Consider the following 25,485-nt stretch of genomic DNA (forward strand, 5'->3'; position numbering starts at 1 on the left):
GATGCAGAACATCGCCTACGAGGAGATCAAGGCGCAGACGCCGAAGGCGCCGGTCATGGCGGGCGAGCTCGCCCCCTACGCGCGCAACCCGAAGTCCACGAACCCGGGCACCTGGGTCCAGCGGGCGCTCGGCCTGGACTCGAAGTTCAAGCCGCGCAAGGGCACGAAGGCCAAGGACTACGCGATCAAGGCCGACGGCTGGACGCTGCACTCCTACGACTACACGACGGACCCGTCCAAGACGCTGAAGAGCGACACGCAGTGGACGATCCGGAACATCCCGCGCACGAAGGCGCTGCTGCGCAAGATCGCGAAGACCCGGCGGATCTCGTCCTCCGCGGCGTCGAAGATCTACATCACGGAGTTCGCCTACATCGCCGAGGGCAGCCAGTCGACGTCCGAGGAGAACGCCGCGGCCTGGACCCAGGAGGCCTGGGACATCGCCAAGAAGAACCAGCTGCGCGGCTTCCTGTGGTTCCAGGTGCGCGACCCCACCGACATCTTCTACTCGGGCCTGAAGACGATCGACGGGGACGAGCGCAAGGTCTACCCGGTCTTCCTCGGCCTCAACTGAGCGGCGAGGGCCGGTCCCGGCGGCGCCCGGGCATCGTCGGGACCGGCCGGTCCCGGCCGGCCGCCGGGCCCCTGGACGGGCGTTGGTGCGACGCACCACCCGGGCGGGGGGAGGTGCTCCCGGGCACACATCGGGGGTGTCATGATGGGTGGATCGGTTCGAGCGTCCCGACATCCATCCGGTCCTCCGCGCCCCACGGTCGTCGATCATGAGGGTCGACCGCTGCTTCGCCTTCATCGACCTCTGCGGCTTCAGCGCGTACACGGAGCGCAACGGCGACGAGGAGGCCGTCTCGGTCCTGTCGATGATGCGCTCCGTCGTGCGGCGCGCCGCGGACCGTCGCGGCGTCCGGGTCATGAAGTGGCTCGGCGACGGTGTGATGCTGTCCGGCGCGGAGCGCGGTGCGGTCGCCGCGGCGGCGCTGGAGATCCGCCACCACCTCGGCGGCGCCTGCCCGCTGGAGGTCCGCGTCGGGATCTGCCGCGGCGCGGCGCTCGTCTTCGACGGCGACGACTACGTCGGCACCGTCATCAACGTCGCGGCCCGACTCTGCGACAAGGCCGCCCCGGGGCAGCTGCTGATGGCCGAGCACCCCGACGCCACGGTCCCGCCGTGGGCCGTCGTGCGGCCGTTCGGCATCGTGGAGGTCGCCGGCCTGACGCGGCCGCTCGCGGTCCAGGAGATCGACATGCGCGTCGACGGCGACGCCCGGCCCGTGATGGACCCGGTCTGCGGCCTGCCGATCGATCCGTCGGTCGCGGTCGCCCCGGCGGGCGAGGAGGCCGTGCACCTGCGCTGCTTCTGTTCGGCCGAGTGCGCCGAGCACTGGGGCCGCGCCTCGGCGCGGCGCGTCCAGCGCGTGGCCTGAGCCCCGGCCGGCGCGGTCCGGGCCGCCGCCGCAGGCCCCCGGGCCGGCCCGATCGAGGCCCGCGCAGGCCGGGTCCGATGGGGACCCGGCCTGCGCCCGACCTCAGACCCCGACGGTCTCCCGGGCGGGGACCGCGGGGGTCGTCTCGTAGCTCTCCTCGTCGAACGACGCGACGCGCCGCCGGTAGAGGAACGTGAAGTCCGGCCACAGCGTCGTGTTGCGGCCGCGGGCGTCCTGGTACCACGAGGCGCAGCCGCCGTCGTTCCAGACCGTGCCCTCGAGGCGGTGCTGGATCTCCTCGTTCTCGGCGTCGACGACCGGGCGGCGGGGGACGATCGCGCCGATCCGGCCGCGGCGGGTCTTGCGCAGCGCGTCGCGGACGTAGGTCACCTGCGACTCGATCATGTAGATGATCGAGTTGTGGCCGAGGCCGGTGTTCGGCCCGACGAGCATGAAGAGGTTCGGGAAGCCCGCGATCGTGGTGCCGCGGTAGGCCTCCATCCCCTGGCTCCAGTGCTCGGCCAGGCGGCGGCCGTCGGCGCCGACGAGGCGGTCGGCGATCGGCTGGTCCGTCACGTGGAAGCCGGTGCCGTGGATGATCGTGTCGACCTCGTGCTCGACGCCCGCGTTGTCGACGATCGAGTGCGGCCGGACCTCGCGGATGCCGGTCGTGTTGACGTCCGCGTTGTCGGCGTTCAGCGCCGGGAAGTACTCGTTGGAGATCAGGACCCGCTTGCAGCCGACCTGGTAGTCGGGGGTGAGCTTCGCGCGCAGCTCCGCGTCGTCGGGAATCTGGTGCTTCATGTGCTTCAGGCCGATGACGCGCGGCAGGCCGCGGAGCTTCGCGACGTGGTTGAACGACAGCACGAAGCTCTCGCGGCCCAGGTAGATCCCGAGCCGGGCGAGCTTCTGCGCGAACGGCAGGTGCCGGAAGACGAAGCGCTCGAGGTTGGTAATCGGCCGGTCCGGGCGGGGGAGGACCCACGGCGGGGTGCGCTGGAACAGCAGCAGCGACTTCGCGTCCGGCTGGATCCGCGGGACGAACTGGATCGCGGAGGCCCCGGTGCCGATGACGGCGATCCGCTCGCCTGCGAGGTCGTGGTCGTGGTTCCAGCGGGCCGAGTGGAAGACCGTGCCCTCGAAGGTGTCGAGGCCCGGCAGGTCGGGGTACTTCGGCTCGCACAGCGGGCCGGTGCCGGCGACCAGGAACTGGGCCACGACGGTGCCGCGGACGGTCTCGACGATCCAGCGCTGGCGGTCGGCGTCCCAGGTCGCGTTGACGACCTCCGCGCCCGTGCGCACGTATGGGCGCAGGCCGAAGCGCTCGACGACGCTCTGCTGGTAGGCCCAGATCTCCGGCTGGGTCGCGAACGAGCGCGTCCAGTTCGGGTTCGGCGCGAACGAGAACGAGTACATGTGCGAGGGGACGTCGCACGCGCAGCCGGGGTAGACGTTGTCGCGCCAGGTGCCGCCGATGTCGCTCGCGGTCTCGAGGATCACGAAGTTGCGCTCGTCGTCCTGCAGCAGCCCGACGGCCATCCCGAGGCCGGAGAAGCCGCTGCCGACGATGGCGACGCGGACCTCCTCGGGGAGGGGCGCGGTGGTGATGGACTGCGGCGACGCAGCGGTGGTGCTCATGGGCGGGATCCTACGGTCTGGAAGCGGGTTACTCAAGAGTAGCCTACGAATCCGTAGGCGGCCTTGGGTTCGGTGGGGCCGCGCCCCGCGGGCGACGGCCGTGCCGGGCGACACCGTACGCCCCGGCGGGCACCGGCGTGGTGCCCGCCCCGGGGGTTTGCTCCGGGGGCCGGTCGGGCACTGGTGCCGGGCGGTCATCGGCCGTAGGGTCCGATCGACGGGACCGCCACCAGCACGCACGGAGGACAGATGGGCTTCGACCAGTACCACGAGCCGCCCGAGGAGCTCCCCGCGGAGACGCGGACGTTCGCACGCCTCTGCGCGTCCCTCACCGAGGAGGCCGAGGCGATCGGCTGGTACGAGCAGCGACTCGCCGTCGAGCCCGATCCCGAGGCCCGCGCCGTCATGGCGGACGCGGTCCACGAGGAGTACAAGCACTTCGCGATGGACCTCGAGTTCCTGCTGCGCCGCAAGCCCGAGTGGGGCCTGATCGCGCGGGGGATCCTCTTCAAGGACGGCGACATCACCGAGAACGGCGAGGAGGCCGAGGGCGTGCCGAAGGGCGCCCGCGGCCCCGTCGACGTCGCGGGCGGCGTCCTGGGCACTGCCACGGCCTCCGTCCCCACCCCACCCGCGCCGGGCGGCTCGCTCGGCATCGGCAGTCTCAAGGGAGCACTTCGATGAACCACCTGCTGCGCGGGCACGCCCCGATCACCGACGCCGGCTGGGCCGACGTCGACGACGAGGCCAAGGAGCGCCTCGTCGCCAACCTCGCCGCCCGGCGGGTCGTCGACTTCGACGGCCCGGAGGGCTGGCGGCGCTCGGCCGTGAACCTCGGCCGCACCACCCCGCTGGACGGCGGCCCCGTCGACGGCGTCGTCTCGAGCCTCCGTCGCGTCCTGCCGCTCGCCGAGCTGCGGGCGCCGTTCACCGTCGATCGCGAGGAGCTGCTCAACGCGGACCGCGGTGCCGTCGACGTCGACTACGAGAGCCTCGACGCCGCCGCGCTGCGGATCGCCACGGCGGAGAACGTCGCGGTCTTCCACGGCTGGGAGGCCGCCGGGATCGAGGGCATCGCGACGGTCACGCCGCACCCCGTGGTGCCGCTGGGCGACGACGTCGAGGGGTGGACCCGCAAGGTCGCCGGCGCGGTCGAGGTCCTGCGCGTCAGCGGCGTCGACGGGCCGTACGCCCTGGTGCTCGCGCCTGACCGCCACACCGCCGTCGTCGAGACGGCCGAGCACGGCGGCTACCCGTTGTTCGACCACCTGCGGGAGATCGTCGGCGGACCGATCGTCCGCGCGCCCGGCGTCCGCGGCGGCGCCGTCGTCAGCCTGCGCGGCGGGGACTTCCTCTTCGCGTCCGGGCAGGACCTCTCGGTCGGGTACGAGCACCACGACCACTCGACCGTGCACCTGTACCTCGAGGAGTCGTTCACGTTCCGCGTCGCGACGCCGGAGGCGGCGGTCGCCCTCGGCGACGGGTGAGCCCCGCCGGGCGGACGGGCCGCCCGGGGCCGCTCAGCTCATCTCGACGAACGCGATGGTCACGGCGATCAGGAAGACGCCGATGAGGATCAGGGCGAACGGGCTGGGCCAGTCGCCCCCCGGATCCTCGGGCCCGCCGGCGGGCGGCGGCGGCTGGTGCGGCTCGATGGTCACCACGCGATCGTAGTGCGCTCCGGGCGCCACGGGGGTCGGTTCTCGCGCCCCGTGCGCCGACCGGCGGCGGCGCGGTCCTCGCCGGCGCCCCGCCGGGGTCCAGGTCCGGCTCCGATCTGCCGATGCCACCGCCGTAGGTCCTTCCGTCCGCCGGGCGGCTGGGAGCCGACGCGCCCCGGCGCTGAGCGCGGGCGGCCGTCGGGCGCGAATCCGGCGTCGAGCGGCCCGGCGCGGGCCCTCGTGAGCGGCCGGCGTCCGCCGACCGCGGCGGCTCAGCCCGTGATCTCGGGGAAGTCGATGACGAACGCCGCGAGGCCGGCGGGCGCCTGGAGGCGCGGCTTCCTCGTGGCCGCCCGCACGGACCGGGCCGCCGGCACGGACGGGGCCGCCGGCACGGACGGGGCCGCCGGGGCGGCGGGGACGGGCGCCGCGGCGACCGCGCGCGGGGCGGCCGGAGCCGGGGCCGGGAGGGCCGGGGCCGCGACGGGGGCCGTGATCGGGACGAGCGGGGTCGAGATCGGGATCCACGCGGCGGGCACGGCGGCCGGCTGCAGCTCGCGGGCGGCGTCGACGGCGGAGTCGAGGACGGCGAGCGTGCGATCGAGGCCGTCGCCGAGGCGCTCGAGCGCCTCCACCAGCTCGTTGGCGCGGCGGCGGCGCTCCAGGGTGTCGACGGCGTCAAGCACCCGGGCGACGCGCTCGGCGCGCGCCACGTCGACGGGGGAGACCTCGCCGCGGGGGTCCTGTGCGCCGGCGGCCGACGGGGCGGGGATCGTGTCGCGCTCGTCGAGGGTCAGAGAGGTCTCGATCAGCATCCGGAGGACTCCGTGTGGTGGGTGGCACCGCTGGGGACGCTCCGGTCGCCCCTGGGGGCTCCCGTGGCGTCGTGGTGGTGCTCCGTCATGCCATGAGTTCTAGGCCCCGAAGGTCGCAGACCGGTATCGCCGCGGTGTCCGTCGCGCAGCATGGGGCGTCGCCTGGCCGTTCGCCCCACGCGGCGGCGGGCGGGGGCGTGCGCGGAAGCGCGTCCGCCGCACGACCACTACCGTATGGCCGATACGGGGAAGACCCGCGCCCCGAGGGGACGTGGGACGGCCTCGGACGCGGTACCCACGAAGGGGCGGTCCGTACCCGCGACGGAGCGCTCGGCGGTGAGGAGTTCCTGTCGACGCACCCTTCGAGGCCGAAATACCGCGATGCCCGATCGCCTACCAGTACCGCAGCAGGAGATCTCCAACGGGATCGCCCAGCTCTACAAGACCCGGATGGGCCGGGGGCCGACCAAGGTCTCCACGACGATCGTCGGCGACGTCGTCGTCTGCGTCCTGGAGGACACGGACACGCCGTTCGAGGAGACCCTGCTGGACCTCGGGGCCCGCGACCTCGTGCAGCAGGCCCGCTCCCGCTTCCAGCTGCAGTGCACGCCGGAGCTCGTGGTCATCGTCGAGCAGGCGACCGGCCGCAAGGTGCGCGTCCACGTCCCGGGGTACCGGGCCTCGTCGGACGTCGCGACCGAGGTCTTCCTGCTCGAGTCCGAGGGCTGATCGGCGGTCGGCGCCCGGCCCGGCACTGGCCGCGCGTCGCCGGGTGGGGTAACGTCCTACGGGTGTGCACCGTCCATCGGTGACCAGGCGGCCAGGCGCGCTGCTCCCCCCGGAGCGCCGGTCCTGACGTCACGCGAAGTTCGGCGGAGCGCACGAGAGACAGCAGGCACCACGTGGTCCGGCCCCGTACGGGATCCGGGAGATGCGTGCCGGAAGACCGACTCCTTCCCCCGGAGCACTTCATGCTGGAAGACGCAATCCGCCGTGAGCGGCACGACCTCGAGCTGCTGCGCCGTCACCGCACCCAGGGCGATCCCTGGGCCCGCGACGAGCTGACCGAGCGCTGCATGCCGCTCGTGCGGTCGATCGCCCGCAAGTACAGCTCGAGCCGCGAGCCCTTCGAGGATCTCGTCCAGGCCGGATCGATCGGGCTCGTCAAGGCCATCGACCGCTTCGACCTCGACGCCGGCCACCGCTTCGTGTCCTACGCGATCCCGACGATCCAGGGAGAGATCCGCCGGCACTTCCGCGACCACTGCTGGGCGGTCCGCGTCCCGCGCTCGACCCAGGAGCTGTGGCAGAAGGTCAAGGCCGAGCAGCGCACCTGGACCGAGGTCACGGGCGACGAGCCCACGGCCGAGGAGCTCGCCGGCGTGCTCGAGGTCACCGTCGACGACGTCGAGGACGCCCTGAAGGCCGGGGAGGGCTACGACGCGCTGTCGCTCGACCACCCCGCGGGCGAGGACCGCGCGATGCTCGACGTCCGCGGCGACCGCGACCCGGGGTACGCGACGGTCGAGGACCGCAGCGTCGTCGAGCAGGCCCTGGGTGCGCTGGATCCGCGCGCCCGCCGGGTCGTGCACGACCGCTTCTACCGGGAGCGCCTGCAGCGCGAGATCGCCGCCGACGTCGGCGTGTCGCAGATGCAGGTCTCACGCGTCGTCAGCGGGGCCCTGAAGGACATGCGCGAGCACCTGCGGGAGACCGGCGCGGACGCCGTGCTCGCGGCCTGAGCGCGCCGCGGGCCCGCGCCGCGGGCCCGCGGTGCGGGCGGCCCTCCTCAGACCTCGACCTGGAGCTCGCCGGCCGCGATCCGGGCGAGGACGCCCTCCGGCCGCCGCGCGAGCAGCGTGGTGGCCGCGAACTCGGCCGCGAGCCCGTCGAATCGGTCGTGGTGGCCGAGCATCGCGTGCTTGCCGCCGCGGATCGTCACGTAGCCGACCTCCGTCGTCCGGCCCATCGTGCGGGCGACGGCCAGGGAGCGGTCCGCCAGGGCGACCCGGTCGCGGTCCCCGTGGACGACGAGGATGCGCCGGCCCGCGAGGCCGGGCGGGTCGTCGTCGGGGTAGACCCACGGGGCGAGGGCCGCGGCGCTCCGGACCGCCGGGTGGCCCGCCGTCAGGAGCGTCGCGCGGCCGCCGAGGGAGTGGCCGACCAGGCACGTCGGCAGCGCGGTCCCGAGCCGCCGGGCGACCTCGTCCAGGGCCCAGCGCGCGTCGTCGACCGGGGTGTGGCCCACGTCCCAGCCACGCTGCGAGTTCAGCAGCCGGTAGACCGCCAGGCGGCCCTCGCCCGTGCGCGCGATGCGGCGGGCGATCGGGATCATCCGCACGACCGAGAGCTGGGTCGGGCTGACGGCCGTGGCGGGGCGCCGGGCGGCTCCGCCGTGGAGGACGAGCACGAGGCCCTCGGGATCGTCCGGGACGGCGGTCTCGATCAGACGGGGCTCCAGCGGCACGGGGAGACGGTACCCGGTGTGGACTCTCGGGCACCACGGACGACGGGGCGCGCGCGGTCGCCGCTGAGCGTCTCCCGTCGGGCGTCACGCCGCGAGGGCCGCGGGCCAGCCCCGTACCCCGGCGCCGCCCTCCCCATCCGCCCCCGGACGAACTACCGTTACAGGCCGATCAGGGCGGCGGCGCTCGGTCCCCGGACCGGCACCTCCCCGTCGTGGTCGGGACCCGACGGGCCGGCCGTGCCCAGCGCCGCCGGTCCCCGAGGGTCGCCTGTCCCCGGTACCGAGGTCCCGATACGCCAGATGTCCGAGCACCACGCCGTTCCCCAGCAGGAGATCTCCAACGCGATAGCGCAGCTCTACAAGGCCCACATCGGCCGAGGGCCGACGAAGGTCGTGACGACGATCGCGGCCAGCCACGTGCTGTGCGTCCTCGAGGACACCGACACGCCCTACGAGCAGACGATCCTGCAGCTCGGCGGCCGAGACCTCGTGCACGAGGCGCGGGCCCGCTTCCAGCAGCACGCCCGCGGCGAGATGATCGCCGTGGTCGAGCAGGTGACGGGGCGCCGGGTCCGCGGCCACGTCCCCGGCTACAGCACGACGATCGACGCGGCCACCGAGGTCTTCCTGCTCGACGACCCGGACTGATCCGGGCCGGGCACGGACCGTCGACGGTCCGCGCCGTGTGGGCGACGCGGACCGCCGTCGGAGCGCCGGTGCCCGATCGCGCGGCGACGATGCACGTGGCCCCGATCGGCCGGTCCGGTCGCATCCAGCGGGCCGCCCCGGTCGTTCTCCTGGTGTGGAGGGTTCCCGCAGCGAAGGACGGTCCGGCGGCCTCGCGTCGCGGCGCGCGCGGTTCGGCGCCCGCTACGAGGGCCACGACATCGAGGTCGTGGTCGAGGGCTCGGGCGACGCGGCGGACCGCACCACGGTCCTGCTCGACGGGCGGCCCGTGGAACCCCCGGAGCTCGCCGTCACCGGGCACGATCTCGCCCTCACCACCGGCGAGGGCATCGAGGTCCGGCTGCGGGTCGACGGCCGCGCGTTCGACGTCCTGATGGGCGTCCGGCTGCGCCGGGCCGACGGCTACTGGATCGACCTGCGGGAACGGTCGGGGGACGAGGGGCCGGGGTAGGGCCGGCCGGGCCGGTGGCTCCCGGCCGGCGCCGCGCGCCAGGCGGACGCCGCGGCCCTCGGCCTCGAGCTCGGATCGGGGCACACAGCACGCCGTCGGCTGAGCGGCACCGTCCAGCAGCGCCGGCGGCGGGTTGGGTAACCCCCGCCGTCGTCGATGTCACCGCATCCACTGCCGCAACTCGTGCTGTGGGGCGTCGCCGCGGCGACCCTGCACGTGGTGCCGCGCCCGACACCCCGGCGCCCGCCGGGGCGGGGGGACCCGACCGCACCGCCGTCGAGGGTCCGAGCCGGCCTACGCGCCTGGCTGTTCGCCCGGGCCGGGCAAGCGGACGCCGCGTCCTTCCGGCAGCAGCTCGCCCGTGCGCTTCAGCCGGCTGACGGTCGACGCCACCACCGTGCGCTTCATCCCGCACGTCCGGGAGATCTCGGCGGCGGTGACACCGGGGCGGGTGGCGATGACGGCGAGGATCGCCGCCTTGTTCGAGCCCGGAGGACGACGCCCGTTGCTGGGCTCCGAGTGGTCCTTGCTGGCCGCGAGGACCGCCTCGAGACGGGCGGCTTCCTCGAGGTACGGCTGGAGCTCCTCCAACCGTGTGCGGGCGGTCCGCACGATCTCGTCGATGGTGTCTGAGGATGCGTGCTCGTCCTCGGGGACGACGTCGGGAGAGGCGTCGCGCTCGGGGGTCGGACGCTCGGGGGAGTTCGGCGGCGGGTTCTTGGGCATTGCGCGGGGGATCCGGGACCTCGGCGGCACGTCTGCGATGGGCGGACGTCGCCGGGCCTCGCCGGACGCGGGTGCAGCCTATCCCGACCGCCGCCGGCCCGGCACCGTCCGTTCACGAAACAATTACAGATGACGGCGACGCAGCGGCCACCCCCGGACGCCGCGGCGCGCCCCGCCGGACCTCTCGCCCCGGGGAGCGTCCGTAGACCCGTACGCGCCGACCGGGCGTCCGCCGCTACTCGGCGTCCTTGTCCGAGGCGCCGGGAAGGCGGTCGTACGCGCAGCGGAACCGCTCGGCCTGGCCGACGGGAGCGGAGCCCGCGAAGCCGCCCTTGTCGTGGTTGTCGTAGACGGTCACGTACTGCAGGGTCTCGGGGAAGGGGTTCGCCGGCTGCGGCGCCGGGTTCGGCTGGCCGAGGTGCGGATCGCCCGTGGCACCGGCGCTGACGCCCTCGCTGCCGGCGGAGTCGCTGCCGGCGGCGGTGGTCACGAGCGTGCTGCTCATCTCGCGGAGGTCCTTCAGCCCGCGGTCGGTGCGCTCGGGGTCGGAGATCAGGGCCGACGTCGGGCTGTCGTCCACCGTCGACGACAGGCGCACCTCGTCGGCGGCGCCGATCAGCTGCGCCGCGTCCGGCAGGTAGCCCCCGAGGTCGATGCACCGCTGTGTCGCGTAGGCGAAGTCGTTCTTGCCCAGATCGGCCGGGGGAACCGCCTGGACGGCCGCGTCGAGGCACCACGTGCCCAGGTCGACGGTCGTCGGCGCGCAGCTGCCCTGGATCTGCGCGACCGTCTTGCCTCCCAGGAGCGTGGCCCGGGTGGCCCGGTCGGCGAGCTTCGCCCGGGCGACCGTCGGGATCGCCTTCGTCGGGAAGCGCCCGTGCTTGTCCAGGCGCAGCAGCCCGTAGGCCTTGACCTTCTGGCTCGCCGCCGGCGTCCGGGCACTGGTCTTCTTCGCCTGCTTCTTGGCCTTCTTCTTGGCCGTCGTCTTCGCGGAGCTCGCCTTGGTCAGTGCCGCGGGCGCACTCGCGGCGCGGACCGGTGGCGCCGGGGCGCTCTGCGCGACGCCGCTGATCGCGATGCCGAGGGCGAGGACCGAGACCACGAGCGCGGCGGGCCCGCCGTGGCGGTGCAGGCGGTGGGACAGGCGGCGGAACATGCGTGGACTCCTGGATGGCGGGGATGGCGAACCGCGGACCTCGTCGATCCGGGGCGACGGCGGTTGCCGCACGTGTCGTCGGCCACGCATGGCCGGGTGGCCGACCGATGACGGGTGTGACGACGACCGCCGATCATGCCCGGCATTCTCGGTCGTGATGTCAACGCCTGGGGAACGCTGACGTCAACGTAATCTTCAACACGGCGTTGTCACCGGTTGTTCACTTGGCGCTGCTGAAGGTGGGGGAGGCTCCTGAACACTGCGGCGTGTTGGACGGTGGCGATCTCGCGCGTCCTCACGCGCCTCCCGCTACACCTCCTCCGCTTGCGCTGCTCGATGAACCGCCCCTCACCTTCTGACCGGGGCGCCGAGGCTCAACGGCTCGCCACTCCGGGTCGCGAAGGGACACTCCGGACGCCGATGCGGGGGACGCGGGCGCGTCTACGGCACGTCCTCGTGCTGCTCGCGTTGCTGGCCACGTTCGGGGCCGGCGGGATCGTCTCCGGTACCGCCGCGCTGGCCGCGGACGCCACGCCAGGTGCGACCGGGCCCGAGGCGCCCACCCCCGGCGCGACCACCACGGTCACCGACGCAGCGCCGCCCGCGGTGCTGCCGAGCACGACCACGACGACGACGACGCTGCCGGACACGGTCACGACCCCGCCGCCGACCACGACGTCCGCGGCGCCGCCGCCGACCACGACGACCGACGGCGCGGGGCCCTCGCACCCGCCCGAGAAGCGGAAGACGAAGAAGAAGACGCCCGGGTCCGGCGGCGGAGCGGCTCCGAAGGAGCGCGAGGAGCACGACGCCTCGGCCTCGGCGATCGCGGACGACGCCACGCCCCCGACCGCCGCCCCCGGTGGCCTGCTCGGGCAGGGATTCCTGGGAACCCTCGGGCTCGACTCGAGCTTGAGCTCGAACGCGTCGGCCGGGGCCGTCGTCCAGCAGCTCGGCCTCCCGGGCTTCCTGCTGCCGATCTATCGCGCGGCGGGCGATCGCTACGGGATCCCGTGGCAGGTGCTCGCGGCGATCAACGTCGTCGAGACCGACCTGGGACGCAACCCCTCGGTCTCGTCCGCAGGCGCCCAGGGCTGGATGCAGTTCATGCCGTCGACCTGGAAGACCTACGGCGTCGACGCCGTAGGCCACGGGTACCGGGATCCACAGAACCCGGCCGACGCGATCTTCGCCGCCGCGCGGTACTTGCGCGCGTCGGGTGGTGGCGCCGACCTGCGGAAGGCGATCTTCTCCTACAACCACTCGGACGAGTACGTCGAGGCCGTCCTCTCCAAGGTCCGGCAGCTCGCGACCGTGCCGTCGGCCCTCGCGGACGGTGCGACGTCGCTCTTCGACGGACGTCCGCCGCTGGCCGGCGGTCAGGCCGTCGAGCTCGACCGCGACGGCGACCGAGTGGTCGCCGCGAAGATCCGGGCCCGCCACAGCCACTCGGTGCTCGCCGTGCGGGCGGGAACGGTCGTCCACATCCGTCGCGAGCGCTCCCGCGGGCTCACGGTGCGCCTGCGCGACGACCGCGGCAACGAGTTCACGTACTCCGGCCTGGCGTCGGTGCCCCAGGTCGTCGCCGCGAGCGAGGCCACGTCCAAGAAGCGCACCCGCGGGGCGTCGTCGACGGCCACGTCGTCGAAGCGCCGTCGCGGGGCGTCGTCGACTGCGTCGACGGCGAAGCGGTCCTCGGTGGGATCCCGGCCGGGGCGCCGGAAGGGCGTCGTCCTGCGCCGGCTCCGGCCGGGGACGAAGGTCGCCGCCGGCGCCGTCATCGGGCGCGCCCGGCGGACCGCGACGGGCCGGGCCGTGACGTTCGAGGTCCGGCCGGCCGGCGCGACCCGCGTCGACCCGCGCGCGATCCTGACCGCCTGGAGCCAGCTCGCTCGCACCTCCGCCGGCGCGAAGACCGGCACCCAGCCGCTCTTCGGGCCCGACCGCGCGACCGCCGACGACGGCGGCTCCGTCGTCGACCCGACGCAGCGGACGGAGGCGGAGCTCGGTCGCAAGGTCCTCGCCGATCCGCGCATCCAGATCTACGCCTGCGGGCGACGCGACATCGAGCAGCACCGCATCGACCGCCGGGTCCTCGCCCTGCTGCTGACGCTCGCGGACTCGCACCTGAACCCGACCGTCTCGTCGCTCGAGTGCGGCCACGGCGAGATGACGGCGTCCGGCAACGTCTCTGAGCACTCGATCGGCAGCGCGGTCGACATCGCCGCGATCAACGGCGTGCCGATCCTCGGCCACCAGGGGGCCGGGACGGTCACGGACCGCACGATCCGGCGGATCCTGCAGCTCGGCCCGGCGCTCGCGCCGCACCAGGTCATCAGCCTGATGACGTTCCCGGGTCAGGACACCGCGTTCGCGCTGCCGGACCACTACAACCACATCCACGTCGGGTACGCGCAGTCGGCGACGCAGGCCGGAACCGGCCAGGCGGCTCCCGCCGCTCCGCGCGCCTCCCGGTCGGCGCTGAGCCAGGCCCTGGCGGCGGTGAAGCCGGGGGACTGGGACCAGCTCCTCGAGCAGTTCCGGACCGTGGAGCAGCCGACGGTCGCCGTCGGCAGCAGCACCGACGCACTGCCGGTCACCGCCGGCGCGAACGCGTCGCCGCGGGCGGCCGCCACGTTCCTGACCGACGCCGACCACCGCGCCGCCGCCGTCGGCCACCTGACCGTCCGCTCCGTGCCGGCCTCGCACGCAGCGCCCACCACCTACGTGCCGACGCTCGGGATCCCCGCGACGAACCTCGAGGTGATCGGAGCCCCCGCCGACGGCGAGCCCGGCGAGACCTGGGCGTCCGGACGGGTCGGCACGACGCCGATCGTCGTCGGCGGCAAGCGGATCGCCGACACCCAGGTGCTGCTCCGGCGCACGACGGGCACGGGCACGTGGTCCGTCGTCCCGTACGCCGACGGCGCCGGGGACCAGCTGCCGTTCGACGCCGAGACGGCCACGGTGTCACCGACCGGCGGCGTCGCGGCGCTCGGCCAGGCCACGGCCGGCAGCCCGGGGCAGGCCACGCCCCAGCAGCTCGCGATCCGGGCACCCGGCGGCCCGGGCGGCGCCACGACGATCGCCCCGGCGCCGAGCGCGACCGGCGACGACGCCGTGCTCGCCGCGGGCGAGCAGCTGTTCCTGGCCTCGGCGGCGCCGTCCAACCCGTTCGCGGCCATCGACGACGACGGCCACACCGGAGCGCTCGTGGCGCCCGTCAAGGCGGACGGCAGCGCGACCCAGGGCATCGCCGGCACGATCGACCTGACGGCGCCGCGGGGCATCGTCATGCCCGTCGCCGGCGGTGACGCGTCCCCGGCGGCGACGAAGGCGTCGGCGACGACGACGGCGACCTCGGCGGCCCCGGCCACGACGACGGACGCGCATGCGACGTCGACGGCCGACGCGCCGGACGCGACCACCACCACGCCGGACGCGACGGCGGCGACCACGCCCTCCGCGACGTCCAGGACGGACGCGACCCCGGTGACCACCGAGGCCGCCGCGCCGACGACGACCGACGCCGCGCCGACGACCACGACCGACGCGGCGCCGACGACCACCACCGGGTCCACTCCGAGCACGGCGGTCCCGAGCCCGGCGACCACCCTGACGGGGACGACGGACCCGTTCGCGACGCCGTCGGTCGCGTCGCCTCGCGCGGTGAGCGCCGCCACCGGCCCCGGCGTCCTGCACTTCGACGGCACGACCTGGACCCGCGAGCCGCTCTGCGCGACGCTCGTCGGCACCGATTGCGGGGTCCCCACGGACGTGGCGGCGATCGTGCGCATCGCCGCGGCCCCGGCCGGCCGCGGCTGGCTGCTCGCGCGCACCCCGACGGGCCAGCCGCTCGTCTACCAGCGGGTTCTCGACCCGTCCGGCCCCGGGTACGTGTGGCAGCAGCGGCACCCCCAGACCTGGCTGCTCGGCGGCAGCGGCGCGCCGTCGGGCATCGGCCCGGCGTCCGTGACCGTGCGGACGGACGGCGCGATGCTGACGGCGACGAACCAGGGGGTCTGGGTCGACCTCCGGGTCGACGGCACCACCGACGCCACCACGCTCGTCTCGGCCGTCGATCCCGACGCGCCGCCCGTCGGCGGCATCTGGTGCTCCGCGACCGCGGTCTGCGGTGCGGACGCGCACCAGCTCGGTTCCGCCATGCCGACCGGGCGCTACGGCAGCTCGGCGTTTCAGGGCACGGGCGACGACCCCGGCACCCGCATCATCACCGGGGTGGGCAGCGGCGGGCTGCTGCGCCGCGACCCCGGGGACGCGGGCTTCTCGTACGTCGTCGGCGGCGGCGCGGGCGGGGCGACGTCCGCGTTCCCGTCCCCCGACGAGGGGTGGCTCGGACTCGAAGGCGGAGGCACCTCGCTGCTGATCCACGCGACGACCGAGACGGTCGCCCCGGCCCTGTCGAGCTGGCCCGTGCCGTTCCGCCGGCCGCTGTTCGCGATCGCGACGTCGCCCGGCGCCACGGCCGGCGCGGCCGACGCGCCGGCCCTCGCGGTCGGCGACCAGGGGCAGGTGACCCGCTACGTGCCGGGCACCGGCTGGACCGCCGACTTCCTCTACGACTCCAGCGGGGCACGGGCGACCCCGCGTCTGCGCGGCGTCGCCTGGCCGATGCAGAACCGTGCCTACGCCGTCGGCGACGACGGGGCGATGTGGGTCTACAACGGGCAGACCCAGCTGTGGAGCCCGGACGGCGGACGGCCGCTGAACTTCCACGGCAACCTCACCGGGGTCGCGTTCTCCCAGACGAACCCGAACCGCGGGTACGCCGTCGGCAAGCAGGGCGTGCTGCTGCGCTACGACAAGACGTGGACGGCGGAGGCCGCCCCGGACGGGCTCCAGGGCGCGCAGTTCACGTCCGTCGCGTTCGCCGGCGGTGTCGCGGTGGCGACGTACCGCATCGCCGACCCGGGGAGCAACGGGTACGAGCAGTCCGGCGGCCTGATCGTCAACGACGGCTCCGGGTGGCGTCGCGACCCCGACCTCGACACGCTGCTGGCCAGCGCGTACCCCGCCGGCAAGCGCCGGCCCTGGCTGGCCCGCGTGGCCGGCCTGGCCGACGGCGGGATCGTGGCCGCCGGCCCCGGGCTCGTGGTCGAGCGCGACGGGCCGGGCGCGCCGTGGCGGTTCTCCACCCAGCCGCCGGCGAGCGGGGCCGTGTCGGGCGCCAGCGCCGACATCGTCGCGATCGCCGCGTTCCGCGAGGGTGGGAGCGTGCGCGCCCTCGTCTCGGGTGACGTCGAGGACTCGACGTACGTGCAGAAGCTGCAGCAGGGCGATCAGGTGGCCCCGGCGGCGCCCGGACAGCCCGCGGCGCAGATCGGGCCCGACCGCATCACCCGCACGGGCTTCCTGCTGCGGGAGACCGCCGACGGCTGGCAGGACGTCCAGCACGAGGCGTTCCCGATCTCGCGCACCGTCGACCAGCCGTACACGCCCGATCCGGTGCTCGCGCTCGCGGTCGACCCGACCGGCAGCCGCGGCTGGGCGGTCGGCGGCCAGACGGGCATCACCCAGGCCGACGCGCCGTCGCTCACGGCCCAGACGGGCGCGGTCCAGCGCCTCGGCGGCGACGCGTCGCCGCCCGGGGCGACGACCGCCCCGATCGCGGCGCCGGCCGGACAGGTGTCGTTCGCCGTCGGCGGCCAGGCCGCCTGCGGTGGGCCCTGCGCGGACCGCGCGCGGCAGCGGATCGGCCCGGACACGTGGCTCGACGCCGCGGTGCGCAGCGCCGGCGCGATCGACGGGCTGCACGCCTTCGTCTACACCGGCGGGCGCATCGCGCCCGGGTCCGCGGGCAACGCCGCCGAGCTCGCCCGGTACGCCCAGGTGCTGCGCGGCACCGGCGCCGTCAGGACGTTCGCCGCGATCAGCCCCACCGACGGGTCCGCCGCCGCGTTCGGGGCGGCGATGGGCGCCCTGGCGCCGGTGGGCACCGCGCCCACCGACACGCCGGCCCCCCCGGCGGGGAGCGCCGCCTACGCGGTCGACTCGGCCGGCAGCGGCGGCGCGGTGCGGCTGATCGTCCTCGACTACTCGCAGGGCACGAGTCCGCAGCTCGGTCCTGACCAGCAGGAGTGGCTGCGGGCGCAGCTCGCCGACGCGAAGACGAAGCTGCCGGCCGTCGTCGTCGGCAACGCCAACATCACGGACGCCTCAGCGACCAACTACGCCGCGGACGCCGGCGTCGTCGGGCAGATCCTGGCCGCGGGCGGCGCGTCCGCGTACCTCTTCGACAGCCCGGGCGAGAACGTCCGGCAGTCGATCACGCGGTCCGGGACGACGGTGCCGGCGTTCGGGACGGGCTCGCTCGGGTACACCGGCGTGCCGGCGGTCCCGCAGGACGACCGCACCGCGAGCGGCTTCCTCCTGACGAGCGTCGACGTCGGGGCCCGCAACGCGGCGACGAACCAGGCGCCCGTCACCGCGACGCTGATCCCGAACAGCGGCCAGCTGGCGCTCGACGCCCGCGACGGCCAGCTGTTGCGACGCAGCAGCGTGTCGCTGTTCCAGGGCCTCGCGCGCCGGCCGCTCGGCGGGTCGTTGTTCCATGTCGGGTCGAGCGGCTTCGACGACATCTACCCCAACCCCTACGTCACGGTCCCGCAGACCTGCCAGGGCGGCGACTGCAACCAGTTCATCCCGCCCGCGGCGACGTTCTCGTCCTCCAACCCCGACATCGGGGACTTCGTCCGGCAGGACCCGGCGTCCACCAACCCGCGGGCCGTGCTGCAGGGCGGAGACGGCAAGCCGATCCCGGACGGGTCCTCCGGCCTGTTCTGTGCGTTCAACTCCGGGACGACGACCGTGACCGTCACCACCGGCGGGCTCAGCTCGTCCGCGGTGGTCACGGTCCAGGCCGGCAGCGTGGCGCAGCCCTGCGGCACCGTTCCGCTGAAGGACCCGCCGCCCGCGAAGGCGGTCACCCAGGCGCAGGACGTCCCCGACCTCGGCGACGAGCCCGACGCGACGCCGCAGCCGGACGTCTCCCCGGACATCGCGGTGCCGGCGTTCCCGGCGCGGCCGTCCCCGCCCGCGCGTCGCCCCCAGCCGAAGCCTCGGCGCCGGATCCCGCGGGAGCCGGTGCTGCTCGCACCGCTGCTCGGCGCGACGCCCGTGCCGCCCGTGCGCGGAGCCGTTCCCCCGCCGGCGCCGTCGGCCGGCCGGCCGATCCCGCCGAACGGCGGCGCTCAGGTACCCGCCCAGACCCCGGTGTCCCAGCCGGTCGGCGCGCCCGAGCGCGAGGAGGAGCCGGAGCCCGCGGTCGAGGCGTCGCACAACATGGTCGCCTACCGCCACGACGACCAGCGGCTGCCGCCGGGCATCCCGATCGCGGCGGTCATCATCCTGGCCGCCGCGGGGGCCGCGGTGCGCACGCGTCGCAGGGGGGCCGCGCCCGTCCGGGCCGAGGCTCGGTACGGCCGGCGCCGCTGACCGTCGAGCCCGGGCTCCAAGGGCAACGGCGGGCCTCGCGGGGCCGCCGTGCGTCCGCTCCCCGTGGCGCACCTGTTGCCGCGTTGATACCGCGACGTGAACATGTTGCAACCCGATGTTCACGGGCGTGTTCCGGAGCTAGGGTGCGAATCTCTCGACCCACGACCCCTCACGGGGAACGGAGCACATCACACCCATGCAGTGGCGCACCCTCACGCGGCGGTCAACGGCCGTCGCACTTGCGACCGGTGGCCTCCTCGGCCTCGGCGCCTCCGGGGCCCTGGCGGCGACAGGCAGCACCGTCTACGGCGGCGGCTCGACGTTCCAGACCAACGCCCAGAACACGATCTGGCTCCCGAGCTGGACCTCGGCGCTCTCGCCCAAGCCGACCATCAAGTACGGCGCCGGCGGCAGCGGCACCCGCGCGGCGTTCGGGACCACGAACGGCGTCCTCGACCCGACGTTTAACAACGCGTCCAACCCGGACAAGCCGACCGACACGCTCTACGGCTACATCGGCACCGACGCGGCGCCGAACACGACGGCCCTGGGGCTCGCCCGCAACGCTTCGGGCAACGTCCGCCTGCTGACGATCCCCGTCGCGCAGGCCCCCGTCACGGCCCTGGTGAGCCTGCCGGCCGACTGCGCCGTCACCGGCGCCGTCAACCTGCCCAACTCGGTGCTGTCGAAGGCCTTCGCCGGCACGTACACGACCTGGACGGACCTGCTGTCCGGCGCGGGCATCACGCCGACCGGCGCCGGCTGCGGCGTGGCGGTCAAGCGCGTCGTGCGCTCGAACACCTCGGGCACGTCGTTCGCCTTCCGCAACTTCCTCAACCAGGTCGACACGGCGACCTGGGCGTCGTTCGCCAACGACGGCACGAGCTGGCCCGGTCCGGCCGACACCGTCTCCGCCGACGGCTCGACCGCCCTCAGCAGCGGGTCGCTGCTGTCCGGCTACGTCAAGAAGACGCCGGGCACCATCGGCTTCGCCGACCTCTCCGACGCCGTCGCGGGCGGGTACACCGCCACGGCGACGCTGCAGGCGGCGACCAGCAACCGCATCGCCTTCGCGAGCCTGCAGAACAACGGCACGACGGTCGCGGGCGCGACCTTCGCGTCGCCGCAGGCGGCGAGCGCCACCACGGGCAACTGCGCGACCGACGTCGGCTCGCTGCCGCGCTGGCAGGGTGCACCGGACAGCGGCACCGCCGACTGGAGCAACGTCCTGGCCAGCGACCCGAACGTCAAGGGCTTCACGGGGCAGAACTTCTACCCCGCCTGCGCCGTGACGTACGACCTGGCGTGGGCCGACTACACCACGGGCAACCTCGCCGCCGCGTACACGAAGAACGGCGCGACGGCCGCCGGCGTCCAGGCGACGGTCAAGGACTACCTCGGCTACGTGACGAGCGATGCCGGTCAGACCGCCATCAACACGGCGTCCTACACGAAGCTCCCGGCGCAGATCGCGAAGACGGCGCAGTCGGCCGTCGCCGGCATCGGCGGTCCGGTGGTCGTCCCGCCGGTCGACACCCCGGTCGACCCCCCGGTCGTCACGCCGCCGGTCGTCACCCCGCCCGTCGTGACGCCCCCGGTCGTCACGCCGCCGGTCGTCGCGCCGAAGGTCGCGAAGTTCGCGCTGTCGGTCGCGAAGCCGAAGTCGGTCAAGCGCGGCGCGTCGCTGTCGTTCAAGGTGACCGTCCGCAACTCGGGCGCCGGTGCCTCCGCCGCGTCGGTCCTGACCGTCACGCCCCCGAAGGGCGTGCGCGTCGGCTCCGGCAAGGCCGGCAAGGCCGTGAAGATCAAGATCGCCGCCATCAAGGCCGGCGGCTCGAAGGTCATCACGGTGAAGCTGAAGACGGCCAAGTCGACGAAGAAGTCGACGAAGGTCACGCTCGGCCTCGCCGGTGGCGGCCTGAAGGCGTCGGGCTCGCTCGCACTGAAGCTGAAGTAGGAGCGCGCCGGGGGCCATGGGCCCCGGCTCCACAGGAGACCCGATGGGCCGCTCAGCGCGCAGGCGCTGGGCGGCCCATCGTGGTTCTCCGAGGCGACGGTGCGCAACCGCCTCCGAGGCCCGCTCATCGGCGGCAGCCGCCCGCTGCGTGAAGACGCATCGCTGCTGGACGAATGTTGCGATCCGGTCCGACTGATTTGCGAGCTTGCGGCGTTTATAGGACTGGATGCGCTCCCCCCAAGCTTCACGCGCGCGCGAACTCCGTCCCCCAGGCACCCGGTCCGGGCCACCGACGGACTTCGAAGCGCTGTACGCGCGGTACCTGCCGGAGATCGTGCGCTACATGCGCCGCCGGCTCGACGACGCGACGGCGGACGACGCGGCCGCCGAGGTCTTCGTGCGGGTCCTGCGCAGCCGATCCGGGCTGGTCGGGGACCAGCCGGAGCGCGCGGTCCGTGCGTGGCTCTACACGATCGCCCGGAACATCATCCAGGACCGGCGCCGCAGCGAGCGGCGCCGCCTGCGCGCCATCGCGCGCGTCGCGGCCGAGCCCACCGCCGCCGACGCGCGGGCCTACGAGCCCGTCAACCCGGCCCTCGTCGAGGGACTGCGCCGCCTGAGCGCCGTCGAGCGCGAGTCGCTGCTGCTCATCGCGTGGGGAGAGCTCTCGTTCCGGGAGGCGGCGACGGTCACGGACGTGCCGCTCGGGACCCTCCACTCGCGGGTCGCGTCGGCCCGGCGCAAGCTCGCGCGGCTGCAGGTGCGGCCGGAGCCCACGTGGGGCGAGGGAACGACCTCTGAGTCCCGGCCGTCGCTCGCAGCACCATCTGGGCCCCTCGAGCCCGGCGGCGAGCGCGACGGCGGAGACCACGAGGACACCCGCCCGCCCGTCGGCCCCTACGGCGAGGACGACGGCTCCGACGAGGAGCGCGACGACGACGATCTCGATCACGATGGTCGCGACGACGAGCGCGAGAGCCACCGCGACGACCACGACGACGACCTCGACGGGACGGGTGGGCCGCAGGCCGACCTGGACGAGGTCCGCGCGCTGCGCGACCTCGGGCTCGACCTCGATGCGGCCGTGGAGGCGTCGAGGCTCGACCGCGTGACGGCGATCGTCCGCCGCCAGTCCGAGCGCCCGGCGCCCGGGTCGCTGGGCCGGATGGTCCGGATTCCGGGACGCAGCAGCCGCCGGCTCTGGGTCGCCGCGACGCTGACGGGACTCGTGGCCGCGGGAGGCGCCGCGGCGGCGACCGGGCTCTGGTCCCCGTCGCTCGGCGACGACGATCGCGGGCGACCGTCGGCGAGCGCGTCCGACGTCCCCGCCGACCAGCTCGCGGCCTTCGCGGTCCTGCGGCGGCCGGCGACGGACGCGGACCGCGGCGCCGCCGCACGGGCGGCGCTGCGCTACGTCGGCGGCCGCTTCTCCGGCGTCCGCACGGACCGCGTCCGCGCGCCGGCTGGGGCCCCCGGCACGGTGCTCGTGCCGGTGGCGCGGTCGAGCACCGGTGCCGCCGACGCACTGTGCCTCTTCGCCCCCGATCGGGCCGCCGGCGGCGGCGGGATCAGCTGCTGGACCACGCGCCAGATCCGGGAGGGACACGGGTCCCTGGTCGCCGTCCGGCTCGTGACGCGCGACGCCGTGGGAGGTCAGGAGCGGCCGGCCGACGGCGCAGGCGGAACCGACCGGGCCACTGCGGAGGGCGCCGGCGCCCAGCCGGCGGTGGCGGGCGGTCGCCGCATCGGCCTCGTGCCCGACGGTGTGGCGGCGGTCCGCGGCGACGACGGCACGACCGCCCCGGTCCGGGACAACGCGTACGTGCTGGAGCTGCCCGCGGGGGCCGCGGTCGACGCCCCCGTGACGCTGCTGGACGACACCGGTCGGAGGGTCGGCGCGCCCTAGGAATCGCACCCGCCGGCTCGCCCGGTGACACCAAGATAACGCGCACGTTGCGACCACGATCGGTGGTTGGTCCCGCTGCGCCCGCAGGTACACCACGGGACGATGTTTTTCGTTGTGTGCTCTGGTTCGTGTGCATACCCTCAGCGCCGGTCCGCGTGGTGTGGGGAGGTCCCGTGCCGCGCGTGGCCGATGGTTCACACACGACATCAGGAGCAACGAATGCAGCACCACCTCAAACGTGCGGGTGCGCTCGCGGCGGTCGTCGCCGGCTGCGCGCTCGCCTCGGCGGGCCCCGCGGACGCGGCCTCGATCGCGTACTACGAAGGGACGACGACCAGCCAGTTCGGGCCCTGGCACTCACTGATCGAGACGTCCGTCCGGTCGCTCGGCGGCGCGCTCTCGTGCACCGCGGCCGCCGACGCGAGCCACGCGATCGTGGGTACCGCGTACTGCATCGACGGCGTCGACAACGTCGTCGCGCACCCGTACAACGCGACGCTGCGGTACGGCTGGTGCGGCGTGCCCGCCGGGTCGGGCGCCGCGTACATGCGGTGCCGGGAGGACTACTAGCATGCGTCGTCCCCGCATCCTCCTCGCGGCGTCCGGCGTGTCGGTCGCGGCCGTCGCCGGGCTCGTCGCGGTGCTCCCCGGGCCGGCGGTCGGTGCCGCCCCCGCGGCGCCCCACGTGGCCGTCCTCTCGGCGGGTCCTGCGGCGTCGCTCCCGCCGGCCGCGGTGCGTGTGCTCGGCGGCCCGTCGCTGGCCGACCGGGGCGCTGATCCCCAGTCCGCAAAGCAGATCGCGAGCCCGGGGTCGCCGACGGACCGCTGGTTCGTCGTCCCGAGCCGGGACGGCGCGTGCCTCGTCACGCCCGACGCGACGGTGGCGTGCGCATCGACGGCGAACGTCGACGCCGGGACGCTGCGCGTGATCGACGTGCAGCCTCCGGCGCCCGGCGCCGGCGACGAGCCGGGCGGGTCGCCGCTCGACGGCCCGGGCGTCGTCCGGGGCGTCGTGCCCGACGGCGTCGACGCGGTCCGCGTGGTCGACGCGGACGGCGGGACGGTGGCGACGGCGCCCGTCCGATCCAACGTCTACCGGCTCGAGGTCGACGACGTCGCGGCGATCGACGCGACCGAGCTGGTGCACGACGACGGCAGCGCGACGGCCATCCGGCCCGGCGGCTGACCCGGCGGCCCCGCCTGCCGCCGCGGTCCGGCGTGGGGCGGGACGGGGTGTCGGAGCGGGGGACCGCCCCGTTGGCCTGTGCCGGCGACCCGGTCGACGGCAGGTGCCCCTCGCGACGGTGCGGTGCGACAGGCGACGGTGGCCTGTCGCATCGCGGGCGTTGGTGGACGCGGCCTTGAGTCAAAAATTGGTCTTTGCACGTCGGCATTCAGGAGAATGGATTGTGACCGTCCAGTGATTTCGGGTCGTTGCGGGTGGCGGATGGGACGGAGATGCGCTTAGGTGGGCGAGCGGGTCCGGCCAACGCATCCAAGGCGAACCGGGCCCCGATCATCACTCGCTGACACCCACCAAGGACACACTCGCATGTTCGCCATCTCACGCACCATGGTCGCCTTCGGCGCCGCCGTCGTCTTCTCGCTCGGCGCCGCGGCGTCGGCGTCCGCCACCACGATCAACGGCAGCGGCTCGTCGCTGCAGAAGAACGCCCAGCAGAGCCTCTGGGCGCCGTCGTTCACGACGGCGTTCCCGTCCGACGCGATCAGCTACACCTCGACGAGCTCGGGATCGGGCCTGTCGGAGTTCGGCAACGACAACAGCGTGCTGAAGACGGCTGGCGGCGTCGACGTCTTCGTCGGCACCGACGACGCGCCCGACGCCACGCAGACCGCCAAGGCGAAGACCGCCACGGGCACCAACGCCAACGAGATCACGGTCCCGGTCGCGCAGGCGCCGGTGGCGATCATCGCCAGCCTGCCGGCCGGCCTGACGATCAGCAACACGCAGGTCGCGCTGTCGCAGGCGCAGCTCGAGCAGATCTACCACCACGCCGTCCCGGCGTCGGGCGCCTACGCCGCCAACACCTGGGGCGCGGCGCTGAACGCCGCCGGCGCCTCGATCACCGGCGACACGGGCGGCGCGAGCGCCACGGCGATCACGCTGCAGGTCCGCGTCGGCGACTCCGGCACGACCCGCGCGGTGAAGGGCTTCCTCGAGCAGATCGACACCGGCGACACGCACGGCTGGAACCACGAGGGCAGCGACTCCTGGACCAACACGTCCGGCACGACGACCAACGGCGGCGCGAACACGGGCGGCGGCGCGCTGGTCACCAGCACGCTGAGCAACCCGGGCTCGATCGGCTACGCGAACCTCGCCGACACGACCGCGACGGTCACGAACCTGCCCGTCGCGGTCACGACCGGTGGCTCGGCCTCGCACCAGGTCATCCGCTTCCAGCTGAAGGTTGGTGCCATTCCCCGGGATGCCTCGTCCAACCCGGCCAGCCAGACGACCGCCGCCGGCAACCTGACCACTTCGGGCTCCGGCTCGTGGAGCGCGGTGCCCGCGAGCATCACGGCGACGACGACGTGGGAGAACACGATCGCGAGCTCGACGTCGACGTCGCTCGCCGGCTACCCGCTCGCCGCCCCGACGTACGACCTGGGCTGGGACAACTACGCGGCCGTGACCAATGGTGCCGGCGGCGCGGCGACCTACACCGCGGCGCAGATCACCACGGCGAACAACTACTTCGATTACCTGGTCAGCACCGCCGTTGGCAAGGGCCAGCCGACGGTCACCGCCAACGGCTACGCGCCGCTGCCCACCAACGTGCAGACGAAGGCCGTGACGGCCGCCGGACTCGTCAACTAGCACCCGCCGCACGGCGGTCAGCACCGGCGGCGGGGCGCGAACGCGCGTTCCGCCGCCGTCCGGTCTCCGTCGGTCCGCCCGCCGGCGCTCACGCGCCGGCGGGCGAGCCCGTTGGCCGTCGCCGCGCGTGTCTGGGCCGCCCCGACTCCCACCCTCTTCCCCTCCCGATTCCGACGTCCGACCCCACGAGGTTCCCTGTGTCCCGTAGTCCCGCTCCCGCCCCCGATCGCGGCTCACCCCTGCCCGTTCCGTCCCCGCCGGCCCACGGCACTCGTCGCCGGG

18 protein-coding genes and 2 pseudogenes are annotated in these 25,485 nt (G+C 74.5%); 14 read left to right on the plus strand and 6 right to left on the minus strand.

Annotated elements, in window-relative coordinates; translation table 11 throughout:
• Together AB0L40_RS00005 and AB0L40_RS00010 are read left to right on the plus strand one after the other, a co-directional pair.
• A pseudogene (locus AB0L40_RS00005) lies at positions 1-574 on the plus strand (hypothetical protein); the annotation flags it as partial.
• Between the two features lie 208 nt (positions 575-782).
• Positions 783-1,442, plus strand: a complete 660-nt coding sequence (locus AB0L40_RS00010; protein WP_364347301.1) for an adenylate/guanylate cyclase domain-containing protein — start codon at positions 783-785, stop codon at positions 1,440-1,442.
• Positions 1,443-1,544: 102 nt separating this feature from the next.
• Here the strand turns inward: AB0L40_RS00010 and AB0L40_RS00015 are convergent, their stop codons facing one another.
• Positions 1,545-3,080 (minus strand): NAD(P)/FAD-dependent oxidoreductase, encoded by a 1,536-nt coding sequence (locus tag AB0L40_RS00015; RefSeq protein ID WP_364347304.1) that lies wholly within the window; start codon positions 3,078-3,080, stop codon positions 1,545-1,547.
• A 249-nt stretch (positions 3,081-3,329) separates the two neighbouring features.
• On the opposite strand from AB0L40_RS00015, the pseudogene AB0L40_RS00020 reads away from it, so the two are divergent.
• A pseudogene (locus AB0L40_RS00020) lies at positions 3,330-3,629 on the plus strand (hypothetical protein); the annotation flags it as partial.
• 131 nt (positions 3,630-3,760) lie between these two features.
• A complete protein-coding gene (locus AB0L40_RS00025; RefSeq protein WP_364347307.1) occupies positions 3,761-4,567 on the plus strand; it encodes a family 1 encapsulin nanocompartment shell protein in 807 nt (268 codons plus the stop codon).
• A 33-nt stretch (positions 4,568-4,600) separates the two neighbouring features.
• Here AB0L40_RS00025 and AB0L40_RS00030 read toward each other — a convergent pair whose 3' ends face one another.
• Together AB0L40_RS00030 and AB0L40_RS00035 are read right to left on the minus strand one after the other, a co-directional pair.
• Positions 4,601-4,741 (minus strand): hypothetical protein, encoded by a 141-nt coding sequence (locus tag AB0L40_RS00030; protein ID WP_364347310.1) that lies wholly within the window; start codon positions 4,739-4,741, stop codon positions 4,601-4,603.
• A 272-nt stretch (positions 4,742-5,013) separates the two neighbouring features.
• The gene (locus AB0L40_RS00035; RefSeq protein ID WP_364347313.1) at positions 5,014-5,556 is read right to left on the minus strand and encodes a hypothetical protein; all 543 of its coding nucleotides are present in this window, start codon (positions 5,554-5,556) and stop codon (positions 5,014-5,016) included.
• A 381-nt stretch (positions 5,557-5,937) separates the two neighbouring features.
• On the opposite strand from AB0L40_RS00035, the gene AB0L40_RS00040 reads away from it, so the two are divergent.
• Positions 5,938-6,285: a Na-translocating system protein MpsC family protein gene (locus AB0L40_RS00040; RefSeq protein ID WP_364347316.1), complete on the plus strand. Its 348-nt coding sequence runs from the start codon at positions 5,938-5,940 to the stop codon at positions 6,283-6,285.
• 242 nt (positions 6,286-6,527) lie between these two features.
• Positions 6,528-7,298, plus strand: a complete 771-nt coding sequence (locus AB0L40_RS00045) for a SigB/SigF/SigG family RNA polymerase sigma factor (protein WP_364347319.1) — start codon at positions 6,528-6,530, stop codon at positions 7,296-7,298.
• A 47-nt stretch (positions 7,299-7,345) separates the two neighbouring features.
• Here the strand turns inward: AB0L40_RS00045 and AB0L40_RS00050 are convergent, their stop codons facing one another.
• Positions 7,346-8,023 (minus strand): alpha/beta hydrolase, encoded by a 678-nt coding sequence (locus AB0L40_RS00050; RefSeq protein WP_364347322.1) that lies wholly within the window; start codon positions 8,021-8,023, stop codon positions 7,346-7,348.
• 300 nt (positions 8,024-8,323) lie between these two features.
• Here AB0L40_RS00050 and AB0L40_RS00055 point away from each other — a divergent pair, with 300 nt between their 5' ends.
• Positions 8,324-8,671: a Na-translocating system protein MpsC family protein gene (locus AB0L40_RS00055; RefSeq protein WP_364347325.1), complete on the plus strand. Its 348-nt coding sequence runs from the start codon at positions 8,324-8,326 to the stop codon at positions 8,669-8,671.
• Between the two features lie 154 nt (positions 8,672-8,825).
• Positions 8,826-9,161: a hypothetical protein gene (locus AB0L40_RS00060; RefSeq protein ID WP_364347328.1), complete on the plus strand. Its 336-nt coding sequence runs from the start codon at positions 8,826-8,828 to the stop codon at positions 9,159-9,161.
• 294 nt (positions 9,162-9,455) lie between these two features.
• Here AB0L40_RS00060 and AB0L40_RS00065 read toward each other — a convergent pair whose 3' ends face one another.
• Together AB0L40_RS00065 and AB0L40_RS00070 are read right to left on the minus strand one after the other, a co-directional pair.
• Positions 9,456-9,887, minus strand: coding sequence for a helix-turn-helix domain-containing protein (locus AB0L40_RS00065; protein WP_364347331.1), 432 nt, complete (start codon positions 9,885-9,887; stop codon positions 9,456-9,458).
• Between the two features lie 235 nt (positions 9,888-10,122).
• Entirely contained in the window at positions 10,123-11,043 is a 921-nt protein-coding gene (locus tag AB0L40_RS00070; RefSeq protein ID WP_364347334.1) for a hypothetical protein, read from the minus strand.
• A 456-nt stretch (positions 11,044-11,499) separates the two neighbouring features.
• On the opposite strand from AB0L40_RS00070, the gene AB0L40_RS00075 reads away from it, so the two are divergent.
• The 6 genes from AB0L40_RS00075 to AB0L40_RS00100 all read left to right on the plus strand — a co-directional run bounded on the left by AB0L40_RS00075 (position 11,500) and on the right by AB0L40_RS00100 (position 25,203).
• Entirely contained in the window at positions 11,500-18,498 is a 6,999-nt protein-coding gene (locus AB0L40_RS00075; RefSeq protein ID WP_364347337.1) for a lytic murein transglycosylase, read from the plus strand.
• Between the two features lie 196 nt (positions 18,499-18,694).
• The gene (locus AB0L40_RS00080; RefSeq protein WP_364347340.1) at positions 18,695-20,455 is read left to right on the plus strand and encodes a hypothetical protein; all 1,761 of its coding nucleotides are present in this window, start codon (positions 18,695-18,697) and stop codon (positions 20,453-20,455) included.
• A gap of 226 nt (positions 20,456-20,681) precedes the next feature.
• Positions 20,682-22,361 (plus strand): RNA polymerase sigma factor, encoded by a 1,680-nt coding sequence (locus tag AB0L40_RS00085; RefSeq protein ID WP_364347343.1) that lies wholly within the window; start codon positions 20,682-20,684, stop codon positions 22,359-22,361.
• A 219-nt stretch (positions 22,362-22,580) separates the two neighbouring features.
• A complete protein-coding gene (locus AB0L40_RS00090) occupies positions 22,581-22,931 on the plus strand; it encodes a hypothetical protein (protein WP_364347346.1) in 351 nt (116 codons plus the stop codon).
• A gap of 1 nt (position 22,932) precedes the next feature.
• On the plus strand, positions 22,933-23,547 hold the full coding sequence (locus AB0L40_RS00095; protein WP_364347349.1) for a hypothetical protein: 615 nt from the start codon (positions 22,933-22,935) through the stop codon (positions 23,545-23,547).
• Positions 23,548-23,913: 366 nt separating this feature from the next.
• Positions 23,914-25,203 (plus strand): hypothetical protein, encoded by a 1,290-nt coding sequence (locus AB0L40_RS00100; RefSeq protein ID WP_364347352.1) that lies wholly within the window; start codon positions 23,914-23,916, stop codon positions 25,201-25,203.
• The last annotated feature ends 282 nt before the right edge of the window (positions 25,204-25,485 follow it).

Source organism: Patulibacter sp. NPDC049589, assembly GCF_040675535.1.
Lineage (GTDB): Bacteria > Actinomycetota > Thermoleophilia > Solirubrobacterales > Solirubrobacteraceae > Patulibacter.